15 protein-coding genes are annotated in these 17,952 nt (G+C 67.0%); 6 read left to right on the forward strand and 9 right to left on the reverse strand.

From position 1 onward, the window contains the following. Positions 1-657 precede the first annotated feature (657 nt). From NDB2M1_RS21750 to ychF, 3 genes are read right to left on the reverse strand one after another with little or no spacing between them, the layout of a single operon-like run. Positions 658-1,068 carry a GNAT family acetyltransferase gene (locus tag NDB2M1_RS21750; RefSeq protein WP_083554774.1) on the reverse strand — a complete coding sequence of 137 codons (411 nt, stop codon included), beginning with the start codon at positions 1,066-1,068 and terminating at the stop codon, positions 658-660. Next, entirely contained in the window at positions 1,069-1,527 is a 459-nt protein-coding gene (locus tag NDB2M1_RS21755; protein ID WP_083554775.1) for a MaoC family dehydratase, read from the reverse strand. 10 nt (positions 1,528-1,537) lie between these two features. Continuing rightward, entirely contained in the window at positions 1,538-2,638 is a 1,101-nt protein-coding gene (gene ychF, locus NDB2M1_RS09660; RefSeq protein WP_072382581.1) for a redox-regulated ATPase YchF, read from the reverse strand. Positions 2,639-2,738: 100 nt separating this feature from the next. On the opposite strand from ychF, the gene NDB2M1_RS09665 reads away from it, so the two are divergent. Continuing rightward, a complete protein-coding gene (locus tag NDB2M1_RS09665) occupies positions 2,739-3,719 on the forward strand; it encodes an MBL fold metallo-hydrolase (protein WP_072381810.1) in 981 nt (326 codons plus the stop codon). Between the two features lie 93 nt (positions 3,720-3,812). Next, a complete protein-coding gene (locus NDB2M1_RS09670; RefSeq protein ID WP_072381812.1) occupies positions 3,813-5,345 on the forward strand; it encodes a tetratricopeptide repeat protein in 1,533 nt (510 codons plus the stop codon). Between the two features lie 71 nt (positions 5,346-5,416). Here NDB2M1_RS09670 and NDB2M1_RS09675 read toward each other — a convergent pair whose 3' ends face one another. Continuing rightward, positions 5,417-6,172, reverse strand: coding sequence for a cistern family PEP-CTERM protein (locus tag NDB2M1_RS09675; protein WP_054121953.1), 756 nt, complete (start codon positions 6,170-6,172; stop codon positions 5,417-5,419). 187 nt (positions 6,173-6,359) lie between these two features. Here NDB2M1_RS09675 and NDB2M1_RS09680 point away from each other — a divergent pair, with 187 nt between their 5' ends. After that, positions 6,360-7,877 (forward strand): tetratricopeptide repeat protein, encoded by a 1,518-nt coding sequence (locus NDB2M1_RS09680; RefSeq protein ID WP_072381814.1) that lies wholly within the window; start codon positions 6,360-6,362, stop codon positions 7,875-7,877. Positions 7,878-7,955: 78 nt separating this feature from the next. On the opposite strand, the gene NDB2M1_RS09685 is transcribed toward NDB2M1_RS09680, so the two are convergent. From NDB2M1_RS09685 to NDB2M1_RS09700, 4 genes are all read right to left on the reverse strand, one after another. Continuing rightward, positions 7,956-8,384 (reverse strand): PEP-CTERM sorting domain-containing protein, encoded by a 429-nt coding sequence (locus NDB2M1_RS09685; protein WP_072381815.1) that lies wholly within the window; start codon positions 8,382-8,384, stop codon positions 7,956-7,958. 140 nt (positions 8,385-8,524) lie between these two features. Beyond that, on the reverse strand, positions 8,525-9,091 hold the full coding sequence (gene pth / locus NDB2M1_RS09690) for an aminoacyl-tRNA hydrolase (protein ID WP_072381817.1): 567 nt from the start codon (positions 9,089-9,091) through the stop codon (positions 8,525-8,527). Between the two features lie 179 nt (positions 9,092-9,270). Then, complete coding sequence (locus NDB2M1_RS09695) at positions 9,271-9,879, reverse strand: 50S ribosomal protein L25/general stress protein Ctc (protein WP_054121957.1); 609 nt, start codon at positions 9,877-9,879, stop codon at positions 9,271-9,273. A 132-nt stretch (positions 9,880-10,011) separates the two neighbouring features. Beyond that, positions 10,012-10,911: a TraB/GumN family protein gene (locus NDB2M1_RS09700; protein WP_072381818.1), complete on the reverse strand. Its 900-nt coding sequence runs from the start codon at positions 10,909-10,911 to the stop codon at positions 10,012-10,014. Between the two features lie 105 nt (positions 10,912-11,016). Between NDB2M1_RS09700 and NDB2M1_RS09705 the strand changes: the two genes are divergently transcribed. From NDB2M1_RS09705 to ppdK, 3 genes are all read left to right on the forward strand, one after another. Then, positions 11,017-11,931, forward strand: a complete 915-nt coding sequence (locus NDB2M1_RS09705) for a glycine--tRNA ligase subunit alpha (RefSeq protein WP_072382582.1) — start codon at positions 11,017-11,019, stop codon at positions 11,929-11,931. Then, positions 11,928-14,213, forward strand: a complete 2,286-nt coding sequence (gene glyS / locus NDB2M1_RS09710) for a glycine--tRNA ligase subunit beta (RefSeq protein ID WP_072382584.1) — start codon at positions 11,928-11,930, stop codon at positions 14,211-14,213. The genes NDB2M1_RS09705 and glyS overlap by 4 nt, the downstream gene beginning before the upstream one ends. 74 nt (positions 14,214-14,287) lie before the next feature. Next, positions 14,288-16,951 carry a pyruvate, phosphate dikinase gene (gene ppdK / locus NDB2M1_RS09715; RefSeq protein ID WP_072381820.1) on the forward strand — a complete coding sequence of 888 codons (2,664 nt, stop codon included), beginning with the start codon at positions 14,288-14,290 and terminating at the stop codon, positions 16,949-16,951. A gap of 126 nt (positions 16,952-17,077) precedes the next feature. Here the strand turns inward: ppdK and NDB2M1_RS09720 are convergent, their stop codons facing one another. Then, positions 17,078-17,875, reverse strand: a complete 798-nt coding sequence (locus NDB2M1_RS09720) for a methyltransferase domain-containing protein (RefSeq protein WP_072381822.1) — start codon at positions 17,873-17,875, stop codon at positions 17,078-17,080. Positions 17,876-17,952: the final 77 nt, after the last annotated feature.

Raw genomic sequence — 17,952 nt, forward strand, 5'->3', positions numbered from 1 at the left:
CAGGCGGGAATCCAGAGCGGCAAACGCAGCGCCAGCACCCCTGGATTCCCGCCTGCGCGGGAATGACGAAGCCATGTGCCTCCACCCTTGACAAAACGAACCATATAGGTTATACGCTCCGCCCAGATCGGGAGCAGGCTAGGCCGGCCTCGCCCTCGCTCCTTTGGCCGTAAAACGCCAACGCGACCGGTGCGGGCTGCGGGTTCAAGGTGGGGCGGTCTCCCCCAAGTCCTTGGCCAGGCAATCTACCGCGCCAGCACGCAGATCATGGCTCCCATCGGCTTCGTCCCGGTGCGAGCAAAGACCGGCACGCACGCGAGCCGCTACCCCGGTCCCGGGCCATGATCGACCAAATGGCTGCGCCGGACCTCTTCTGCCCATCCGGCCACTCGCAACCGGCGGAACACGACGCCCTCCCCGCAGCGCCAGTGCAGGCGCCGCACCGGTCGCGCGATCACTCCCCAATGCCCGAACACCGCAGCGCCGCGCCAGTAAATCCAACACGCCGCAGAGTCCTATCCCAGTCCTCGTCATTGCGAGCGTAGCGAAGCAATCCAGGGCGGGCGCGCATGACGCTCTGGATTGCTTCGCTGCGCTCGCAATGACGAACTACTGAGGTGTTTCACTCGCCGTCGAATCCGACGGGCCCTAACCCGCCTACAGCCGCCGCCCCATGCTGATGTGGTCTTCCACCGCGAAGCCCAGCCGCTGGTAGAACGCGATCACCGCGGCATTGGTGCTGCGCACCTGCAGGTTGATCTTGGGGCACCCCAGCGCCCGCAGCGCTGCTTCCGCCCTCTGCACCAGCGCCGTGCCCACGCCGCGCCGCTTGGCCGACTGGCGCACCGCGACCGAATAGAGCCACCCCCGGTGCCCGTCATACCCGGCCATGATCGAGCCGATCACCACGCCGTCCTCCACCGCCACGAACAGCAGGTCGTCGTTCATCGCCAGCTTGGCCGGAACCGACCGGTCGGCCCGGTTGCGCGGCGGATCGTTCGGGAAGGCCTCGCGCCAGAGCGCGTCCAGCGCGCCAAAATCCGCCGGCTGGTAAGGCCGGATTTCCATTCAGTCCGCGCCGCCGGGATCGCGCGTCGCCACCAGCCCGAGCGCCTTGAAGCTCATCACCAGCTCGTCATGCTGGTTGTAGACCCGCGTCTCGCCCTTGATGATGCCCATTTCCGGCTTCGACTTGCTGCGGCGCTTTTCCAGCAGCGTGTTCTCGCAGCGCAGCGTGTCGCCGGGATAGACCGGCTTGATCCAGCGCAGCTCGTCCACCCCCGGCGAGCCGAGCCCCGCCTGCTTGTTGTTGAGCAGGTTCGCCACCGTCATCGACATCGTCATCGCCGCGGTATGCCACCCGCTTGCCGAAAGCCGCCCGAAGTGCGTCTTCGCGGCCGCGTCGTCATCAAGGTGGAAGGCCTGCGGATCGTACTTGCGCGCGAACTCGATCACTTCCTCGCGCGTCACTTCGTAGTGCCCGAACTTGGTCACCCGGCCGACTTCCAGATCCTCGTAATACTGCATGATCAGCGCCTTATACGTTGAACTTGAAGTGCATCACGTCGCCGTCGCGCACCACGTATTCCTTGCCTTCCTGCCGCAGCTTGCCCGCATCGCGCGCCGCCGCTTCGCCGCCCAGCGTGACGAAGTCCTCGTAGGCAATCGTCTCGGCGCGGATGAAGCCGCGCTGCATGTCCGAATGGATCTCGCCCGCCGCTTCGGGCGCCTTGGCCCCGGCGTGGATCGTCCAGGCCCGCGCTTCCTTCGGCCCGACGGTGAAGAAGGTGAGCAAGTGCAGGAGATCGTAGCCCGCGCGGATGATCTTCGCGAGCCCGGCTTCCTCAAGGCCGAGCGCGGAGAGGAACTCGGCGCGGTCCTCGACCGGCATGGTGACGATATCGGCCTCGATCGCGGCGGAAACGATCACCGCATTGGCACCCTCGGCCCTGGCCTTCTCGATCACCCGCGCGGAGAAATCGTTGCCGGTCGCGGCGGCCTCTTCCTCCACGTTGCACACATAGAGCACCGGCTTGGCGGTAATCAGCTGCGCCTGTGCAAACACGCGCGCTTCCTCGTCGTCCTTGGGCACCGTCAGCCGCGCGGGCTTGCCCTGCCGCAGCAGTTCCAGCGCCTGCCCCAGCACCGAAGCGGTGATCCTGGCTTCCTTGTCGCCCTGCGCCGCCTTCTTCTGCGCGGCGGGCACCCGCTTCTCGAGGCTCTCGAGGTCCGAAAGCATCAGCTCTGTCTCGACCGTCTCGGCGTCCGAGATCGGATCGACCTTGTTGTCGACATGCTGGATGTCCGCGTTCTCGAAGCAGCGCAGCACGTGAACAATCGCGTCCACCTCGCGGATATTGCCGAGGAACTGGTTGCCCAGCCCTTCGCCCTTCGAAGCCCCGCGCACCAGCCCCGCAATGTCGACAAAGCCCAGCTGCGTCGGGATGATCTTCTGGCTCCCGGCGATGGCCGCCAGCTTGTCCAGCCGCGGATCGGGCACGCCCACGTTGCCGATGTTCGGCTCGATCGTGCAGAACGGATAGTTCGCCGCCTGCGCCGCCTGCGTCTCGGTCAGCGCGTTGAACAGCGTCGACTTGCCCACGTTCGGCAGCCCGACAATCCCGCAGCGAAAACCCATCGTTCGATCCTTGTCCATCGCAGCGGGCGAATGGCTTGCCCGATGCCGTGAAGCGCGCGATGGTATCCCCAAGCGGCAAGGTCAAGGGGGCGCGGGCGATATGAAGCACTGGATGGCATGGACGCTGCTGCTCCTTGCAGCATTGACCGGCACTGCGGCACACGCTGCATCGGGCGCCGGCCATCAGGCGCAAGCAGTCAAGGTCACCACGCTTTCCACCATGCTGGCCGATTACGAAGGCCTCGGCGAATGGGGCTATGCTGCGCTTGTCGAGGTCGATGGCCGTCGCATCCTGTTCGATACCGGCGCGAATCCCGATGTGGTCCTCAAGAATGCCGAGGCGTTGCACATCGATCTTTCCACCGTCGAGGATGTGGTGATCTCGCATTTCCACGATGACCACACCGGCGGGCTGATCACCTTGCGCAAGGCCCTGATGCAAAAGAATCCCGGTGCGCTCTCGCACCACTATGTGGGGGAGGGCATCTTCGAGCCGCGCTATCACAAGGATGGGAAGGGCGAGAGCGAGAACGGCTTCCCGGCGCTCGCCAAGGCCTATCTCGATACCGGCGGCCGCATCCAGCAGCTGTCCGGTCCGGCCGAGATCGCCTCCGGCGTGTGGCTCACCGGGCCAGTGCCGCGCGGCCATGCCGAGACGAACTGGAACCCCGGCCTCTTCATCAAGACAGGCGGCCAGCTCGTTCTCGATACACTGCGCGAGGATACTTCACTGGTCATCGATACCGCGCAGGGCGTGGTCATCGTCACCGGCTGCGGCCATGCCGGGATCATGAACATTGCGGACGACGCCAAGGCCATCACCGGCGACACCCGCCTCCACGCCGTGATCGGCGGCATCCATCTGTTCGGCAAGCCCGACACGGTGCTTGTCGAGACGGCGGGGCGGCTCAAGGGCCTTGCCTACCTGTTTGCCGCGCATTGCACCGGGATCGAGGCGACCGTCCGGCTGCGCCAGTTGCTCGGTCTCGACCGGCGCACTGCCGTTGTCGCGGCGATCGGTTCCAGCTTCACCTTGGGCAAGGGGATCGAGGCAGGCGCCATCGCCGGCTGGGTCGGCTGAATTCACGTCCTCTTCACCAAAACTTCAAGGATTGCCGGTTAGGTCCGTTCCGAATGTAATGCCCCCGGTGCGGGCGCCGAAGGAACCGATCCGATGAACCGCAAATTCCCGTCCGCCCTCGCGCTCTCGGCCCTGGCGATGGCCCTGATGGTCGGCGGCTGCGGCGCCGATCCCAAGGCCGCCGCCGCCAAGGCGCGCGACGAATATGCCGCGCACAACTATCTCGCGGCGCAGACCGATCTCGGGATCGCGATGGCCGCCAATCCGAACGACGCAGGCCTGCTCGAACTCCACGCCCGCAACGCGCTCGCTATGGGCGACGGCATCGCGGCCGGGGCCAGCCTCGAAAAGCTCGCCGCCCTCGCCAGCAAGCCCGCCGATTTGGGCCGCCTCCTCGCCGAAGCCGCCTTGCTGCGCGGGCAGACGCAGGAAGCCTTGACGGCGCTGGGCGATGACAAGTCCGCCGCCGGCCTGCGCCTCAAGGGCCTCGCGCTGCTGACCGGCGACAACAGGGCCGGGGCGGAGCAGGCCTTCCAGTCCGCGCTGGCCGTCGATCCGAAGCACGCGCCGACTCTCGCCAGTTTCGCCCGCCTCAAGCTGCTGAACGGCGATACGGCGGCGGCGCGCGGCCTTGCCGATCAGGCGCTCGCGGCGGATGGCCATCTGCTCGATGCGCTGCTTGTGGATGGCCAGGTCGCCACCGCGGAAGGCCAGCTCGGCAAGGCGCTCGCCGCCTATGCCAAGGCCGGCAAGGAATACCCCGGCAATCTCCCTGCGCTCACCGGGCAGGCCGGCATTCTCGGCGATCTCGGCCGCACCGATGAACTGGCGGCGCTGCTCTCGGGCTTCCAGGGCAAGACCACCGACGGCACGCTCGCCTACCTCAAGGCGCGCCTCGCCTCCGCCAAGGGGGACTGGACGTCCACCCGCGACATCCTTCAGGCCAATGAGGACAAGCTCAAGGACCGCGACGACGCGCAGGTGCTCTATGCGCAGGCGCTCACCCAGATCGGCCAGCCCGAACAGGCCCGCGCCCGCCTCGCCCCGATGCTCGCCCGCCATCCCGAAAGTGTCGTCCTGCGGCGCGAGCTCGGCAAGGCGCAGCTTGCCGGCGATGACGCCGCCGGCGCGGTGCAGACCCTCACGCCCTTCGCTCGCAGCAAGACCGCCAGCGTCGAGGACCTGCGCCTCCTCGCCAAGGCGGCCGAGGCGGCGGGCGATCCCAACGCGGCGTTCTTCGCCGCCCGCGCGCGCTATCCCTCGCCGCAGTCGCTGGGGCAGGCGCTCAGCGCCGCCGATGCCGCGATGAAGGCGAGCAACTGGGGCAATGCGATCACCGCCTACGAGCAGATCCTCGCGCTCACCGATGGCCGCAGCCCGCTCGTGCTCAACAACATGGCCTGGGCGCAGGCGCAGGTCGGCAACAAGGACAAGGCGCTCCAGTTCGCCCAGCGCGCGATCCAGGTCGCACCGGAGGACCCGTCGATCATGGACACGATGGGCTGGCTGCTCCACCAGACCGGCGGCAACCGCGACCGCGCGCTCGATCTGCTCCGCCGCGCCGCGCAGAAGGCGCCGCAGAACCAGACCATCGCCCGCCACCTCGCCGAAGCGCAGCGCGGCTGATCAACGCAAAAAGGGCCCCGACCGCGAGGTCGGAGCCCTTTCGCATTCGTGGGGCTTCAGGAAAGCGCGGCTCAGGCCGCGGCGAGCGTCAGGCGCGCCACCGGACGGCGGCCCGAATTCCGGCGACGTGCCAGTGCCAGACCGACGATGCCCGCACCGAACAGGCCGAGCATGCCCGGCTCCGGAACCGGCGTACCGCCCGTCGAGGTGCTGGTCGTGCTGCCGCCGCTGGTCGTGCTGGTGTTGATCGTGCCCGCGCCGGTCGCCGAGCTGACGCCGGGGACGCCGGTGATCGACTGGTAGCGCACATAGAAGTCGCTCAGCGTCAGCGCCGAAACCGGCGAGGCGAAGCTCAGGGTGAAGCTGCCGGTGCCGGTCTGGCCCAGCGTAAGACCGCCGCTGCCGCCGCCGGCGCAGGAATTGGTGTTGGCGTCCTTGAAGCAGACGTCGACGGTGCCGATGCCGTTGGGATAGTTCGAATTGAGCGTCGTGAACCCGTAGGCACCGGTCGAGGCCGCACCGGTGATCGTCGGGTCGGTGTTGAACGCGAAGCCCGAGATGCGCGAGTCGGTCACCGGGGCCGAGCTCGTGTTCGTGACCGAATAGTCGAAGGTGTAATCGTTGCCCGAAACACCGGTCAGCGTGAAGGTGGTCGAGCCGGTCAGGCCGGTGATCGAGGCGCCGCCGTTGCTCGAATATCCGTTGTAGTCGAGCGTCACGGTCTTGCCGATGTCGCTTGAGTTGAACAGCATCGAGTCGGCGAGTGCCGGAGAAGCCATCGACAGTGAAGCCGCGATGGCCACTGCGAACTTTGCGTAAGTGTTCATTTCCCTGCCCCTGAGTGGTTAAAATGTGGTCCGACACACTCTACGCAAACACCATGCCAGTCGCCAAAACACGCCGTTTCGGATGATTAACGAAGCCCCGCTTGTAAACCATTCCGACGATTGGCCCCGCCGGAGCGCCGGAGCCCGCTTCACCGAAATTTCAGAGCTTAGGTAGTATTGGTGAGCCGTGAAGCGCTCCGCACTCCTTGCCGGCCTCCTGCTGCTCGCCGCCTGCTCGCGCGCCGATCCGGCGGCGCAGTATGCCTCTGCGCAGAACGCCTTCGCGGCGGAAGACTATGCCGCCGCCCGGACGGCTGTGCTCGGCGCGCTCGACAGCGATGGCAGCAACCGCGACATGCAGCTTCTGCTCGCCCGCACCCAGCTCAAGCTCGGCGATGGCGACGGCGCGCAGTCGACGCTGACCCGGCTTGAGGAACAGGGTTTCACCAGTGCCGAACTCGTCCGGATGAAAGCCGAAGCGGCGATCCTGCGCGGACAGGCCCGCGCCGCGCTCCATCTGCTCGGTCAGGATGAAACGGCCGGCGCCTGGCGCCTGCGTGCGGCGGCCCACACCGCTCTCGACGATTCCCCCGCCGCGCTCGATGCCTTGCGCCGGGGCCTTGCCGCCGACCCGCGCGACTATGCGCTGGTGCATGATTACGCGCGCTTCCTGATCTCGGCGCAGGACTATCCTGCCGCCGCCAAGGCCGTCGAAACCCTGCGCCAGCTTGGGCCCAAGCGGCTCGATACGCTGATGACAGCGGGGATGCTGGCGACGCAGCTGGGGCAATTGCCGTCTGCCAAGCAAAGTTTCACGGCCGCCGCCGATACCTTCCCTTCGCGCGTGGAGCCGCTGACTGCGCTCGCCAGCCTTGCGGACATGGAAGGGCAGATCGACGCCGCGCAGCAGATCGTCGCCCGCGCCGCAAAACTCGCGCCGAACCACCCGGAGGTGATCGATCTCACCGTGCTGCTCGCCTCGGAGAAGGGCGATTGGGAAACGGTGCGCAAGACGCTCGTCGGGCAGGAAGCCACGCTCGATCCGCGCTCGGCCAATGGCATGAGCTATGCCGAAGCACTGCTGCGACTGGGCCACCCCGAACACGCGCGCGCGCTGTTTGCGAGGGCCCTGCTGCTCTCGCCGCAGAACCCCTACGCGCGGCTCATGCTGGCTGAAGCGCAGCTGGCGGTGGGCGATGCGCGGACCGCACAGCGCACCGTGCAGCCGCTGTCGGACTCGGTGCTGGCCGGAGAGCGCGAACTCGATCTGGCGCTGCGGGCAGCAAAAGCGGCGAAGGATCCGTCTGCCGGTGTGCTACAGGCCCGGCTGCAGTCACCGGATCTCAAAGCCAACCAGCAACGCGCCGGTGCCGGACAAGCCGCGCTCGTCCGGCAGGACTGGCCCGCCGCGCTCACCGCCTTCGGGCAAATTCCGGGCCATGAGAACGATGCCGAAGTGCTCCGCCGCATGGCGCTTGCGGCGCTGCGGTCGGGTCAGGCGGCAGCGGCGCTGGGCTATGCCGATCGCGCGCTCGAACTCGCGCCGCGCAATGCCGACAACTTGCACATGGCCGCGCTGGTGCGGCTGGAGCAGGGCACGGACCGCGATCAGATGCTGCGGCTGATGAAGCAGGCCAGCCAGCTCGATCCGGCGAACCGGGTTATCCGCGCCGATCTTGCGCGCGCGGTGAACGCGGGAAGCTGAAGACCTGCCGCCCTTCCGGTCCTTCAGGGGCTGAGGCAGCGCCCTGAAGGACGGGGTGTGGGGCAGGGGATAGCCAGATCAGCGGCGGCGGCGACGCGCCAGGGCAAGGCCGACAAAGCCGAGGCCCATCATGCCGAGCATGCCCGGTTCCGGAACCGGAGTGCCGCCGGTCGAGCCGCCCGAAGTGGAGGTGCCGCCGGTCGTCGTCGTGCCGCCGGTCGTTGTCGTACCGCCAGTCGTCGTCGTGCCACCCGTAGTGGTCGTGCCACCGGTTGTAGTGGTGCCGCCCGTGGTGGTCGTGCCGCCGGTGGTCGAAGTGGTCGTGGTGCCGCCGGTGGTGGTGGTGCCACCCGTGGTCGTCGAGCTCGTGCTCGAGCTGCCGCACATGCTGCCGCCGCTCGGGTGGCCGCAGTTGCAGTAGTGGGTGTGCTTGAACCAGGCCGAGGCCGGCGTCGAAATCGCGGCCATGCCCAGAAGGGCTGCCGAAGTAAGCAGGATGCGTTTCATGGTTTAGTCCCCTTGCCAGAAAACCGTGGTTAAGCGCCGACAAAGCAAACTTGGTGCCAAATACGCATTTCTGCTGGCTTGGGTGGTTAATGTCCGTTTGGAAGTACCATAACTGTAAGCGGGGCCGACGTTAACATGTATTAAGATTGGCGCAGTGCCACATCGCTCATGAACCGCACAATATCGCCCTTTGCGAGCCATCCTGCTTCTCCGGCAACCGCGCCGAGCATGGTCACGAGGTCGTCCTGCTCGGCCTTGGCGAAGTTACCTAGGACGTATCCGGTCACGCGGTCCTTGTTTCCGGGATGCCCGATGCCGAGCCGCACGCGGCGGAACTCCGGCCCGATGTGCTGGTCGATCGAGCGCAGACCATTGTGCCCGGCATGCCCGCCGCCCTGCTTCACCTTGACTTTGAAAGCCGCGAGATCGAGCTCGTCATGGAACACCGTCAGCGCCTCCGGCCCCAGCTTGTAGAACCGCAGCGCCTCGCTCACCGCGCGGCCGCTCTCGTTCATGAAGGTCGCGGGCTTGAGGAGGATGATCCGCTCCGAACCGATCCGCCCATCCTGCACCCAGCCCTGGAACTTCTTCTGCACTGGGCCGAAAGCATGCACTTCGGCGATGGTATCGAGCGCCATGAATCCGACATTGTGCCGGTGAAGGGCGTATTGAGGCCCGGGATTGCCGAGGCCGACCCAGAGCTGCATCGCGCGCACTCCTCTTTTCGAAACCGAGTGGCCAAAACGACATCACCCCGGACATGATCCGGGGTCCCGCTACGCGCGCCGCCATGGCGGATCAAGCAGGACCCCGGCCAAGTCCGGGGTGACGGAAAGGAATCGGGCCAGTCCCCGAGGAGACCGGCCCGCAATCTCTCAGCCGACGATCAGGCGGCCGGAGTCTCGTTGTCGCCTTCGGCGCTCTTGAGAGCCGAGGGAGCAACGATCGTCGCGATGGTGAAGTCGCGGTCGGTGATCGCCGAGCGCGAACCCGCCGGCAGCGTGACGCTGCTGATGTGGATCGAATCGCCCACGTCCACGCCCGAAACGTCGACAGCGATATCGTCGGGGATCTTGTCCGCTTCGCAGATCAGCTCGAGCTCGTGGCGGACGATGTTCAGCACGCCGCCCTTCTTGAGGCCGGGCGACTTGGCTTCGTTGACGAAGATCACCGGCACCGAGACTTCGACCGCGCGGTCAGCCGAGATGCGCAGGAAATCGGCGTGGAGCGGGCGCTCCGAAACCGGGTGGAAGGCAACGTCCTTGGGCAGCGTGCGAACGGTTTCGCCGCCGACAGTGAGCTCGACGATCGAGTTGAAGAAGTGGCCCGTGCCGAGCTGGCGGCGCAGTTCCTTTTCCTCGACGTGGATCGCAACCGGATCCTGATTGCCGCCATAGATCACGGCGGGGGTGCGGCCTTCGCGACGAAGTGCACGGGAGGCTCCCTTGCCAGCCCGTTCACGCGTCTCGGCCGGCAGATGCAGCGTATCGCTCATTGTCCGTACCTTCACGTTATAGGTTCAACCGATTTCCTTGCGCCACGCCTCCAGGGATGACCATGCACGCAGGAAGCGGCGGCCCTTAGCGACTACTGTGGAAAAAGCAAGCAGAAGCCGGGGCGGCGGCCCTCAGTAGACCCGCTTCACCAGCCAACCGCGCGCTTCGAGGAGGCGCGGCAGGCCGTCGACACCGGCCACATGAGCCGCGCCCACCGCGATGAAGGGTTTCGCCCCCGCCTTCAGCATCGCATCGATCTGGTTCGCCCAGGCGAGGTTGCGCCGGGTGAGCAGCGCCGAACGCAGCTCCGGATCGGCAAGGAAGCCCGTCTGCGCTTCCCTCGCGATGCCCAGTTCATCGCCGCGCAGCCACAGCGCGAGCATGTCCTTGTCGTCATCGCGGTTGTCCGCCGCCTCGTGCGCGACTTGCTCCAGCAGCACGGTCTGTGCGCGTTCCGGCAGCGCGTCGAAGATCCCGAACTGGCTGTCGATCGTCTCCAGCCCCGTGACCGGCTTGGCGCCGATCACCTTGCGCAGTTCGGGCTCCACCCCGCTGTCGGGCTCCATCCCCTGCTTGAGTCCACCGATGGCCGCGATCTGCAGTGCCACCGCCCAGCTTTCCTGATCCTTGAACTGCGCGTCGTTCAGCGAAAGGTCCTTGTAGACCTTGGCGAGATCACCGCGGAACTTCACGCCGACGCGTTCGCTCGGCGGCGGCAGGCCGGGGGTGAACGCCAGCTTGCCCAGCGCTTCGCCCGCGATCTGCGGATTGAGCGCATCGCCGATCTCGAGCACCAGCCGGTCCGCATTGGTGATTGCCCCATCGATCACCGGGCGGCGCCACTGTGTCCCGCGCGGCAGCGAATGGACGGTGCCGAGCAGCCAGCCGTGAACCCCCGTGTTGTCCGAAATCGCCCAGAGCGCGACCTTGGCCGCCTCATCCGAGGGCGGTTTGGCCGATCCGCAAGCCGCCAGCGCGATCAGCAGGAAGGCCGCGAGCAGCCGGCGGAGGGGAGGGACAAAGCGCATCATTGCCCCCAAGGGATGAACGAACCGGGCAGGCAGCGCAAGAACCCGCCGTTCCGGCCCCGCCTGCCGGTTGATTTGCCGCATGCAATCGGCCAAAGCGCGCGGGCCATGGCCGACACCGCAACCACCGCCGCTTCCCCCCTCAGCGTGCAGGACATGATCCTTGCGCTCCACGCCTATTGGGGCGCGAAGGGCTGCCTGATCCTGCAGCCCTATGACATGCGCATGGGCGCGGGCACGTTCCACCCGGCGACGACCTTGCGCTCGCTCGGGCCCGAACCGTGGAATGCCGCCTATGTCCAGCCGAGCCGCCGCCCGACCGACGGCCGCTATGGCGAGAACCCGAACCGGCTGCAGCACTATTACCAGTATCAGGTGATCATGAAGCCGAGCCCGCCGGACCTGCAGGCGCTCTATCTCGGCAGCCTCGCCGCGATCGGCATCGATCCGCTGCTGCATGATATCCGCTTTGTGGAAGACGACTGGGAATCGCCGACGCTCGGCGCCTGGGGGCTGGGCTGGGAAGTCTGGTGCGACGGCATGGAAGTCACCCAGTTCACCTATTTCCAGCAGATGGGCGGCTTCGATTGCAAGCCCGTCGCGGGCGAGCTGACCTACGGCCTCGAACGCCTCGCGATGTATATTCAGGGCGTCGACAACGTCTACGACCTCAAGTTCAACAACCACGGCGTGAGCTACGGCGACGTGTTCCTCGAGAACGAGCGCCAGATGTCGACGTGGAACTTCGAGGTGGCGGACACCGAAACCCTGTTCGAAGGCTTCCGCCGCGCCGAGGCCGAATGCCGCAAGGCGCTGGAGGCCAAGGTGCCCATCGCCGCCTACGAACAGGCGATCGAGGCAAGCCACCTCTTCAACCTCCTGCAGGCGCGCGGCGTGATCTCGGTGCAGGAGCGCGCCAGCTACATGGGCCGGGTGCGCGATCTGGCGCGCGGTTCGTGCGAGGGCTACATGGAGAAGTACCGCCCCGAATGGGAAGCGAAGTTCCCGGGGTGGACGGCATGAGCAATTCCCCAACCCCGTTCGTGTCGAGCGAAGTCGAGACACCAGGCACGGTCGCAGATTTCCTCCTCGAACTGCGCTCGGAGGAAATCCCGGCGCGGATGCAGGCCGGCGCGCGCGCCGATCTCGAAAAGCTGTTCCGCCGCGAGATGGAGGCCGCAGGGCTTGCCGTCGGCGCGCTGACGGTGTGGTCCACCCCGCGCCGTCTCACGCTCATCGCGAGGGGCCTGCCGCTCGCCACCCAAGCGGTGAGCGAAGAGACCAAGGGCCCGCGCACTTCCGCGCCCGAGCAGGCGCTCGAAGGTTTCCTGCGCAAGACGGGCCTCACCAAGGACCAGCTGACCGAGCGCGACGGCGTGTGGTTTGCCGTAGTCGAAAAGCCGGGTCGCGCTGCCACCGATGTGCTGGCCGAAGCGATCCCCGCGATCATCCGCGCCTTCCCCTGGCCCAAGTCGCAGCGCTGGGGCGCGGCGAGCCTCCAGCCGGAGAGCCTGCGCTGGGTTCGCCCGCTTTCCGGCATCATCGCGCTGCTCGGCGGCGAAGTGGTCGATTGCGAAATCGGCGGCATCCGCTCGGGCCGCACCACGATGGGCCACCGCTTCCACCACAGCGGCGAGATCACCATCGACGGTGTGGACGACTACGCCGCCAAGCTGCGCGACGCCCATGTGATCGTCGATCATGTCGAGCGTGAAGGGATCGTCCGCGAGGGCGCGAAGAAGGCGGCTGCCGATGCCGGCCTCGTGCTGGTCGAGGATGAAGGCCTCGTCATCGAGAACGCCGGCCTCACCGAATGGCCCGTGCCGCTGCTCGGCCGCTTCGACGAGGCGTTCCTCGAAGTCCCGCCCGAAGTCATCCAGCTCACCGCGCGGGTGAACCAGAAGTACTTCATCTGCCGTGATAGCGCGGGCAAGCTCGCCAACGCTTTCGTCTGCACGGCCAATATCGCCGCGAAGGACGGCGGCGCGATGATCGTCGCAGGCAACCGCAAGGTCCTCGCCGCCCGCCTTTCCGACGCGCGCTTCTTCTGGGAGCAGGACCGCAAGACGCCGCTTTCGGTCCATGCCGAAAAGCTCGCGCGCATTACGTTCCACGAGAAGCTCGGCACCGTCGCCGACAAGGTCGAGCGGGTTGCCAAGCTCGCCGAATGGCTGGCTAGCGAGGGGATCGTCCCCGGCTGCGATCCCGCGCAAGCGCGCATCGCTGCAGAGCTGTGCAAGGCCGATCTCGTCACCGAAATGGTCGGCGAATTCCCCGAACTGCAGGGCCTGATGGGCGGCTACTACGCCCGCGCCGAGGGCTTGCCCGACGCTGTCGCCGATGCGATCCGCGATCACTACAAGCCGGTCGGGCAGGGCGATGAAGTGCCCACCGCACCGGTGACAGTGGCTGTGGCGCTGGCGGATAAGCTGGATACGATTGTCGGCTTCTTCGGTATCGGTGAGCAGCCGACTGGGTCACGCGACCCATATGCACTCAGGCGTGCAGCTATTGGCGTTATCCGCATTCTCCAATCCGGTGTTCGCCTTCAGCTAGCTCGCGCGTTCAGACTTCTGGCTGGTGAGTATCACCTTCAGGAAATCGATCGTGAGTTCGGCAGCTTCGAGCAGTATCTCGCTGAAACAAAGAGCTTTGACGAGAGTGGTAAAGCCGATCCTGGGGTTCCCGATCCGTTTGCTGAGCGTTTTGCCTTCAAGCTAGATGCGGGCCCTGCGGAACTCGCCTTCTTCGCCGACCGCCTCAAAGTCCAACAACGCGAAGCCGGGGTGCGCCACGACCTGATCGACGCGGTCTTCGCGCTCGGCGATGAGGACGATCTCGTCCGCCTGCTTGCCCGCGTCCACGCGCTGCAGGCCTTCGTCGGCACCGAGGACGGCGTGAACCTCATCGCCGGGTACAAGCGCGCCGCCAATATCCTCAAGAAGGAAGGCTACCAACAGCCGTTCGTGTCGAGCGAAGTCGAGACACCGGCGCACGGCATCTCGACTTCGCTCGATGCGAACGGACTTGGGGCTGAAACAGAATACACCCGCGAGCCTGCCGAACAGGCCCTCGTCGATGCGCTCGATGCGGCCGAACCGCGTGCCGAAGCGGCTGTTGCGGCGGAAGATTTCACCGCCGCCATGGCCGCGCTCGCCACATTGCGCGCGCCGATCGACGCGTTCTTCGAGAGCGTTACCGTCAACGATGCGGACCCGGCCAAACGGGCAGGGCGGCTGGGACTGCTTGACCGCTTCCGTGCTGCAGTGCACAAAGTTGCGGACTTTTCGCGTATAGAGGGCTAAGGCAGCTCATCCATTCATCGCGAATCCGGGAAAAACCCGGACACAGGCACATTCGCAGGGAGCCGCTTGGTCTTATGAGCGCATACGTATTCCATTTCGGCGGCGGAGCCACCAGCAGCGATCCGCGCTCTCGCGACAAGACCATCACCGGCGGCAAGGGCGCCAATCTTGCCGAGATGGCGGGCATCGGCCTGCCGGTTCCCCCCGGCTTCACCATCAGCACCGAAGTCTGCACGGCCTACAATGCCGCCGGCAAGCAGTTCGACGACAGCCTGCGCGCCGGAGTGGCGGGCGGCGTTGCCCATATCGAGCAGGCTACGGGCCGCACCTTCGGCGATCCGGCGAACCCGCTGCTCGTCTCGGTCCGCTCGGGCGCGCGCGTCTCGATGCCGGGCATGATGGATACCGTGCTCAACCTCGGCCTCAACGACATGACTGTCGAAGGTCTCGCCGCAGGTTCGGGCGATGCGCGCTTCGCGTGGGACAGCTACCGCCGCTTCATCCAGATGTATTCGGACGTGGTGCTCGGCCTCGATCACCACCGCTTCGAGGATGCGCTCGAGATCGCCAAGGAGGACAACGGCTTCTTCGCCGATGTCGAGATGGGGGCGGAGCATTGGCAGGCCCTCGTCGGCGAATACAAGGCCATCGTCGCCGAAGAACTTGGCCGTCCGTTCCCGCAGGACGTGCACGAGCAGCTCTGGGGCGCGATCGGCGCCGTGTTCGATTCGTGGGAAAGCGACCGCGCCAAGGTCTATCGCCGCCTCAATTCCATTCCGCATGACTGGGGCACTGCGGTCAACGTGCAGGCGATGGTCTTCGGCAACATGGGCGAAACTTCGGCCACCGGCGTCGCCTTCACCCGCGATCCTGCGACCGGCGAGCGCGCCTACTACGGCGAATGGCTGGTCAACGCGCAGGGCGAGGATGTCGTCGCCGGCATCCGCACCCCGCAATACCTGACCAAGGCCGCGCGCGAGCGGGCGGGGGCAAAGCCGCTCTCGATGGAAGAGGCGATGCCCGAGGCCTATGCCGAGCTCGCCCGCGTGTTCGACCTGCTCGAGCTCCACTACAAGGACATGCAGGACATCGAGTTCACCGTCGAGCAGGGCAAGCTGTGGATGCTGCAGACCCGCTCGGGCAAGCGCACCGCCAAGGCCGCGCTCAAGATGGCGGTGGACATGGCGCGCGAGGGCCTGATCGATGAAGCCACCGCGGTGAAGCGCGTCGATCCCATGGCGCTCGACCAGCTGCTCCACCCGACGCTGGATCCCAGCGCGCCGCGCGATGTGCTGACACGCGGCCTGCCCGCCTCGCCGGGCGCGGCGACCGGCATCGTCGTGTTCGACGCCGACAGCGCCGAACACCGCGCGCAGATGGGCGACGATGTCATCCTCGTCCGCGTCGAGACCAGCCCCGAAGACATCCACGGCATGCACGCCGCCAAGGGCGTGCTCACCGCGCGCGGCGGCATGACCAGCCACGCGGCGGTCGTGGCGCGCGGCATGGGCCGCCCTTGCGTTTCGGGCGCCTCGGGCCTCTCGATCGACATGGCCACCCGCACCGCGCGGATGGGCACGCGCGAGGTGAAGGAGGGCGATGTCATCACGCTCGACGGCTCGAACGGCGATGTCATGGCGGGCGCGGGGCCAATGGTCGAACCCGAACTCGTCGGCGATTTCGCGGTGCTGATGGACTGGGCGGACAGCCACCGCCGCATGAAGGTGCGCGCCAACGCCGAAACCCCGCTCGATTGCCAGGTCGCGCGCCAGTTCGGCGCCGAGGGCGTGGGGCTCTGCCGCACCGAACACATGTTCTTCGATGCGGGCCGTATCTCGCTGGTACGGCAGATGATTCTGGCCGAAGACGAAATGACCCGCCGCCGCGCGCTCGATCAGCTCCTGCCCGAACAGCGCGCCGATTTCACCGCGATCTTCGAAGTCATGGCGGGCCTGCCGGTCACCATCCGCCTGCTCGATCCGCCGCTGCACGAATTCCTGCCGCACGGCGAGCTGGAGTTCGTCGAGCTGTCCGAGGCGACCGGGCTCGGTATCGATCACCTCAAGCGCCGGGCTGGCGAGCTTCACGAGTTCAACCCGATGCTCGGCCACCGTGGCTGCCGCCTCGGCATCACCTTCCCCGAAATCTACGAGATGCAGGCCCGCGCGATCTTCGAAGCGGCCTGCGATGTCGCCGAGAAGTCCGGCGAGGCAGTGGTTCCCGAAGTGATGATCCCGCTTGTCGCCACCCGGCGCGAGCTGCTCATCCTGCGCGGTCTGGTGGACCGGGCGGCAGAGGCCGTGTTCGCCGAGAAGGGCCGCCGCCTCGAATACCTCGTCGGCACGATGATCGAGCTGCCGCGTGCCGCGCTGATGGCGGGCGAGATCGCCGAGGAAGCCAGGTTCTTCTCGTTCGGCACCAACGATCTCACGCAGACCACGCTCGGCGTCAGCCGTGACGACGCGGCGCGCTTCCTCGGGCCCTATGTCGAGCAAGGCATCTACCCGCGCGACCCGTTCGTCAGCCTCGATATCGAAGGCGTCGGCCAGCTGGTCGAGATGGCGGCGGTGCGCGGGCGGGAGACGCGGCCCGACATCAAGCTCGGCATCTGCGGCGAGCACGGCGGCGACCCGGCCTCGATCGCGTTCTGCGAGAAAGTCGGGCTCGATTACGTATCGGCGAGCCCCTACCGCGTGCCGATCGCCCGGCTGGCGGCGGCGCAGGCGGCGCTCGGGTAACCCGGTGCGGTAGCCATCCACTCTCACCGCTCACCCTGAGCTTGTCGAAGGGTGTGTCCGCAAACGCTGCGCCTTATGCTTCGACAGGCTCAGCATGAGCGGGGAGTGGGAGGGCGGACCTGTTGTTCAGAACTTCGGCGGCCGCAGCGCCTTGCTCCAGCCGCTCATGGTCAGGATGGCGAAGCGCTCGGTCACGCGCCCGTCGCTGTCTGCCATGGCCGCAAACGCCGCCTCGGCCCGCGCGAGGCCCGCCTTGCCCAGCAGCGGTCCTGAGCGCGCGAGGCAATTGCCGAGGCCCTGCGCGCGCAAGTCCGCCACCAGCCGGCGCAGGCTGGAATAGCGCACTTCCAGCATGCGGCTGTCGCTCATCGGCTCGGCAAAGCCGCAGCGCTGGAGGAGATCGCCGCCGGCACGGACATCGACTTGCGGGTGAATGCGGGCGGCGGGGCGGTCGCCGTCGGTCTCCGCCATGATCTGGCGCAGCGACGGGACGCTGCCCGCGCCGCACAGGCTCATCACCGCAAGGCCATCGGGCGCCAGCGCGCGGCGGATATGGAGCATGGCGCCGGGCAGGTCGTTGACCGTGGCGAGCGTGCCGAGCTGGACGATGAGCTCGAAGCCCTGGTCGGGGAGGGGCTGTTCCTCGTCGATGGCGAGCTCGCCCGCGACCGGGGCGGGATCGGCGCGGACAACCTTGCAGCCTTGCGCCGTCAGCGCCTCGGCCAGCAGGCCCGTCGCATCGCCCACCACCAGTGCCCGCTGAGGGTGATGGCGCAGGAAGGCGAGGCGGTCGAGCACGTCCTCGGCCATGTCCTCGGCGAGGAACCGGGGCGCATCGGGGCGGCGCTCCAGCACACGCATCCGCCCGCGCATCGCGCGGCGGCGGGCAGGGGCGAAGATGGTGGGGGGAGGGGGGCTGGCCATCGCCGACGCCCCTGCCGCGCGGCGCGCCGCTTGCCAAGTCCCTCTTGCGAATCCCGGCACTCGGGCAGACACTCCGG

Origin of the sequence: Novosphingobium sp. NDB2Meth1 (genome assembly GCF_900117425.1) — a bacterium.
Taxonomy (GTDB): Bacteria; Pseudomonadota; Alphaproteobacteria; order Sphingomonadales; family Sphingomonadaceae; genus Novosphingobium.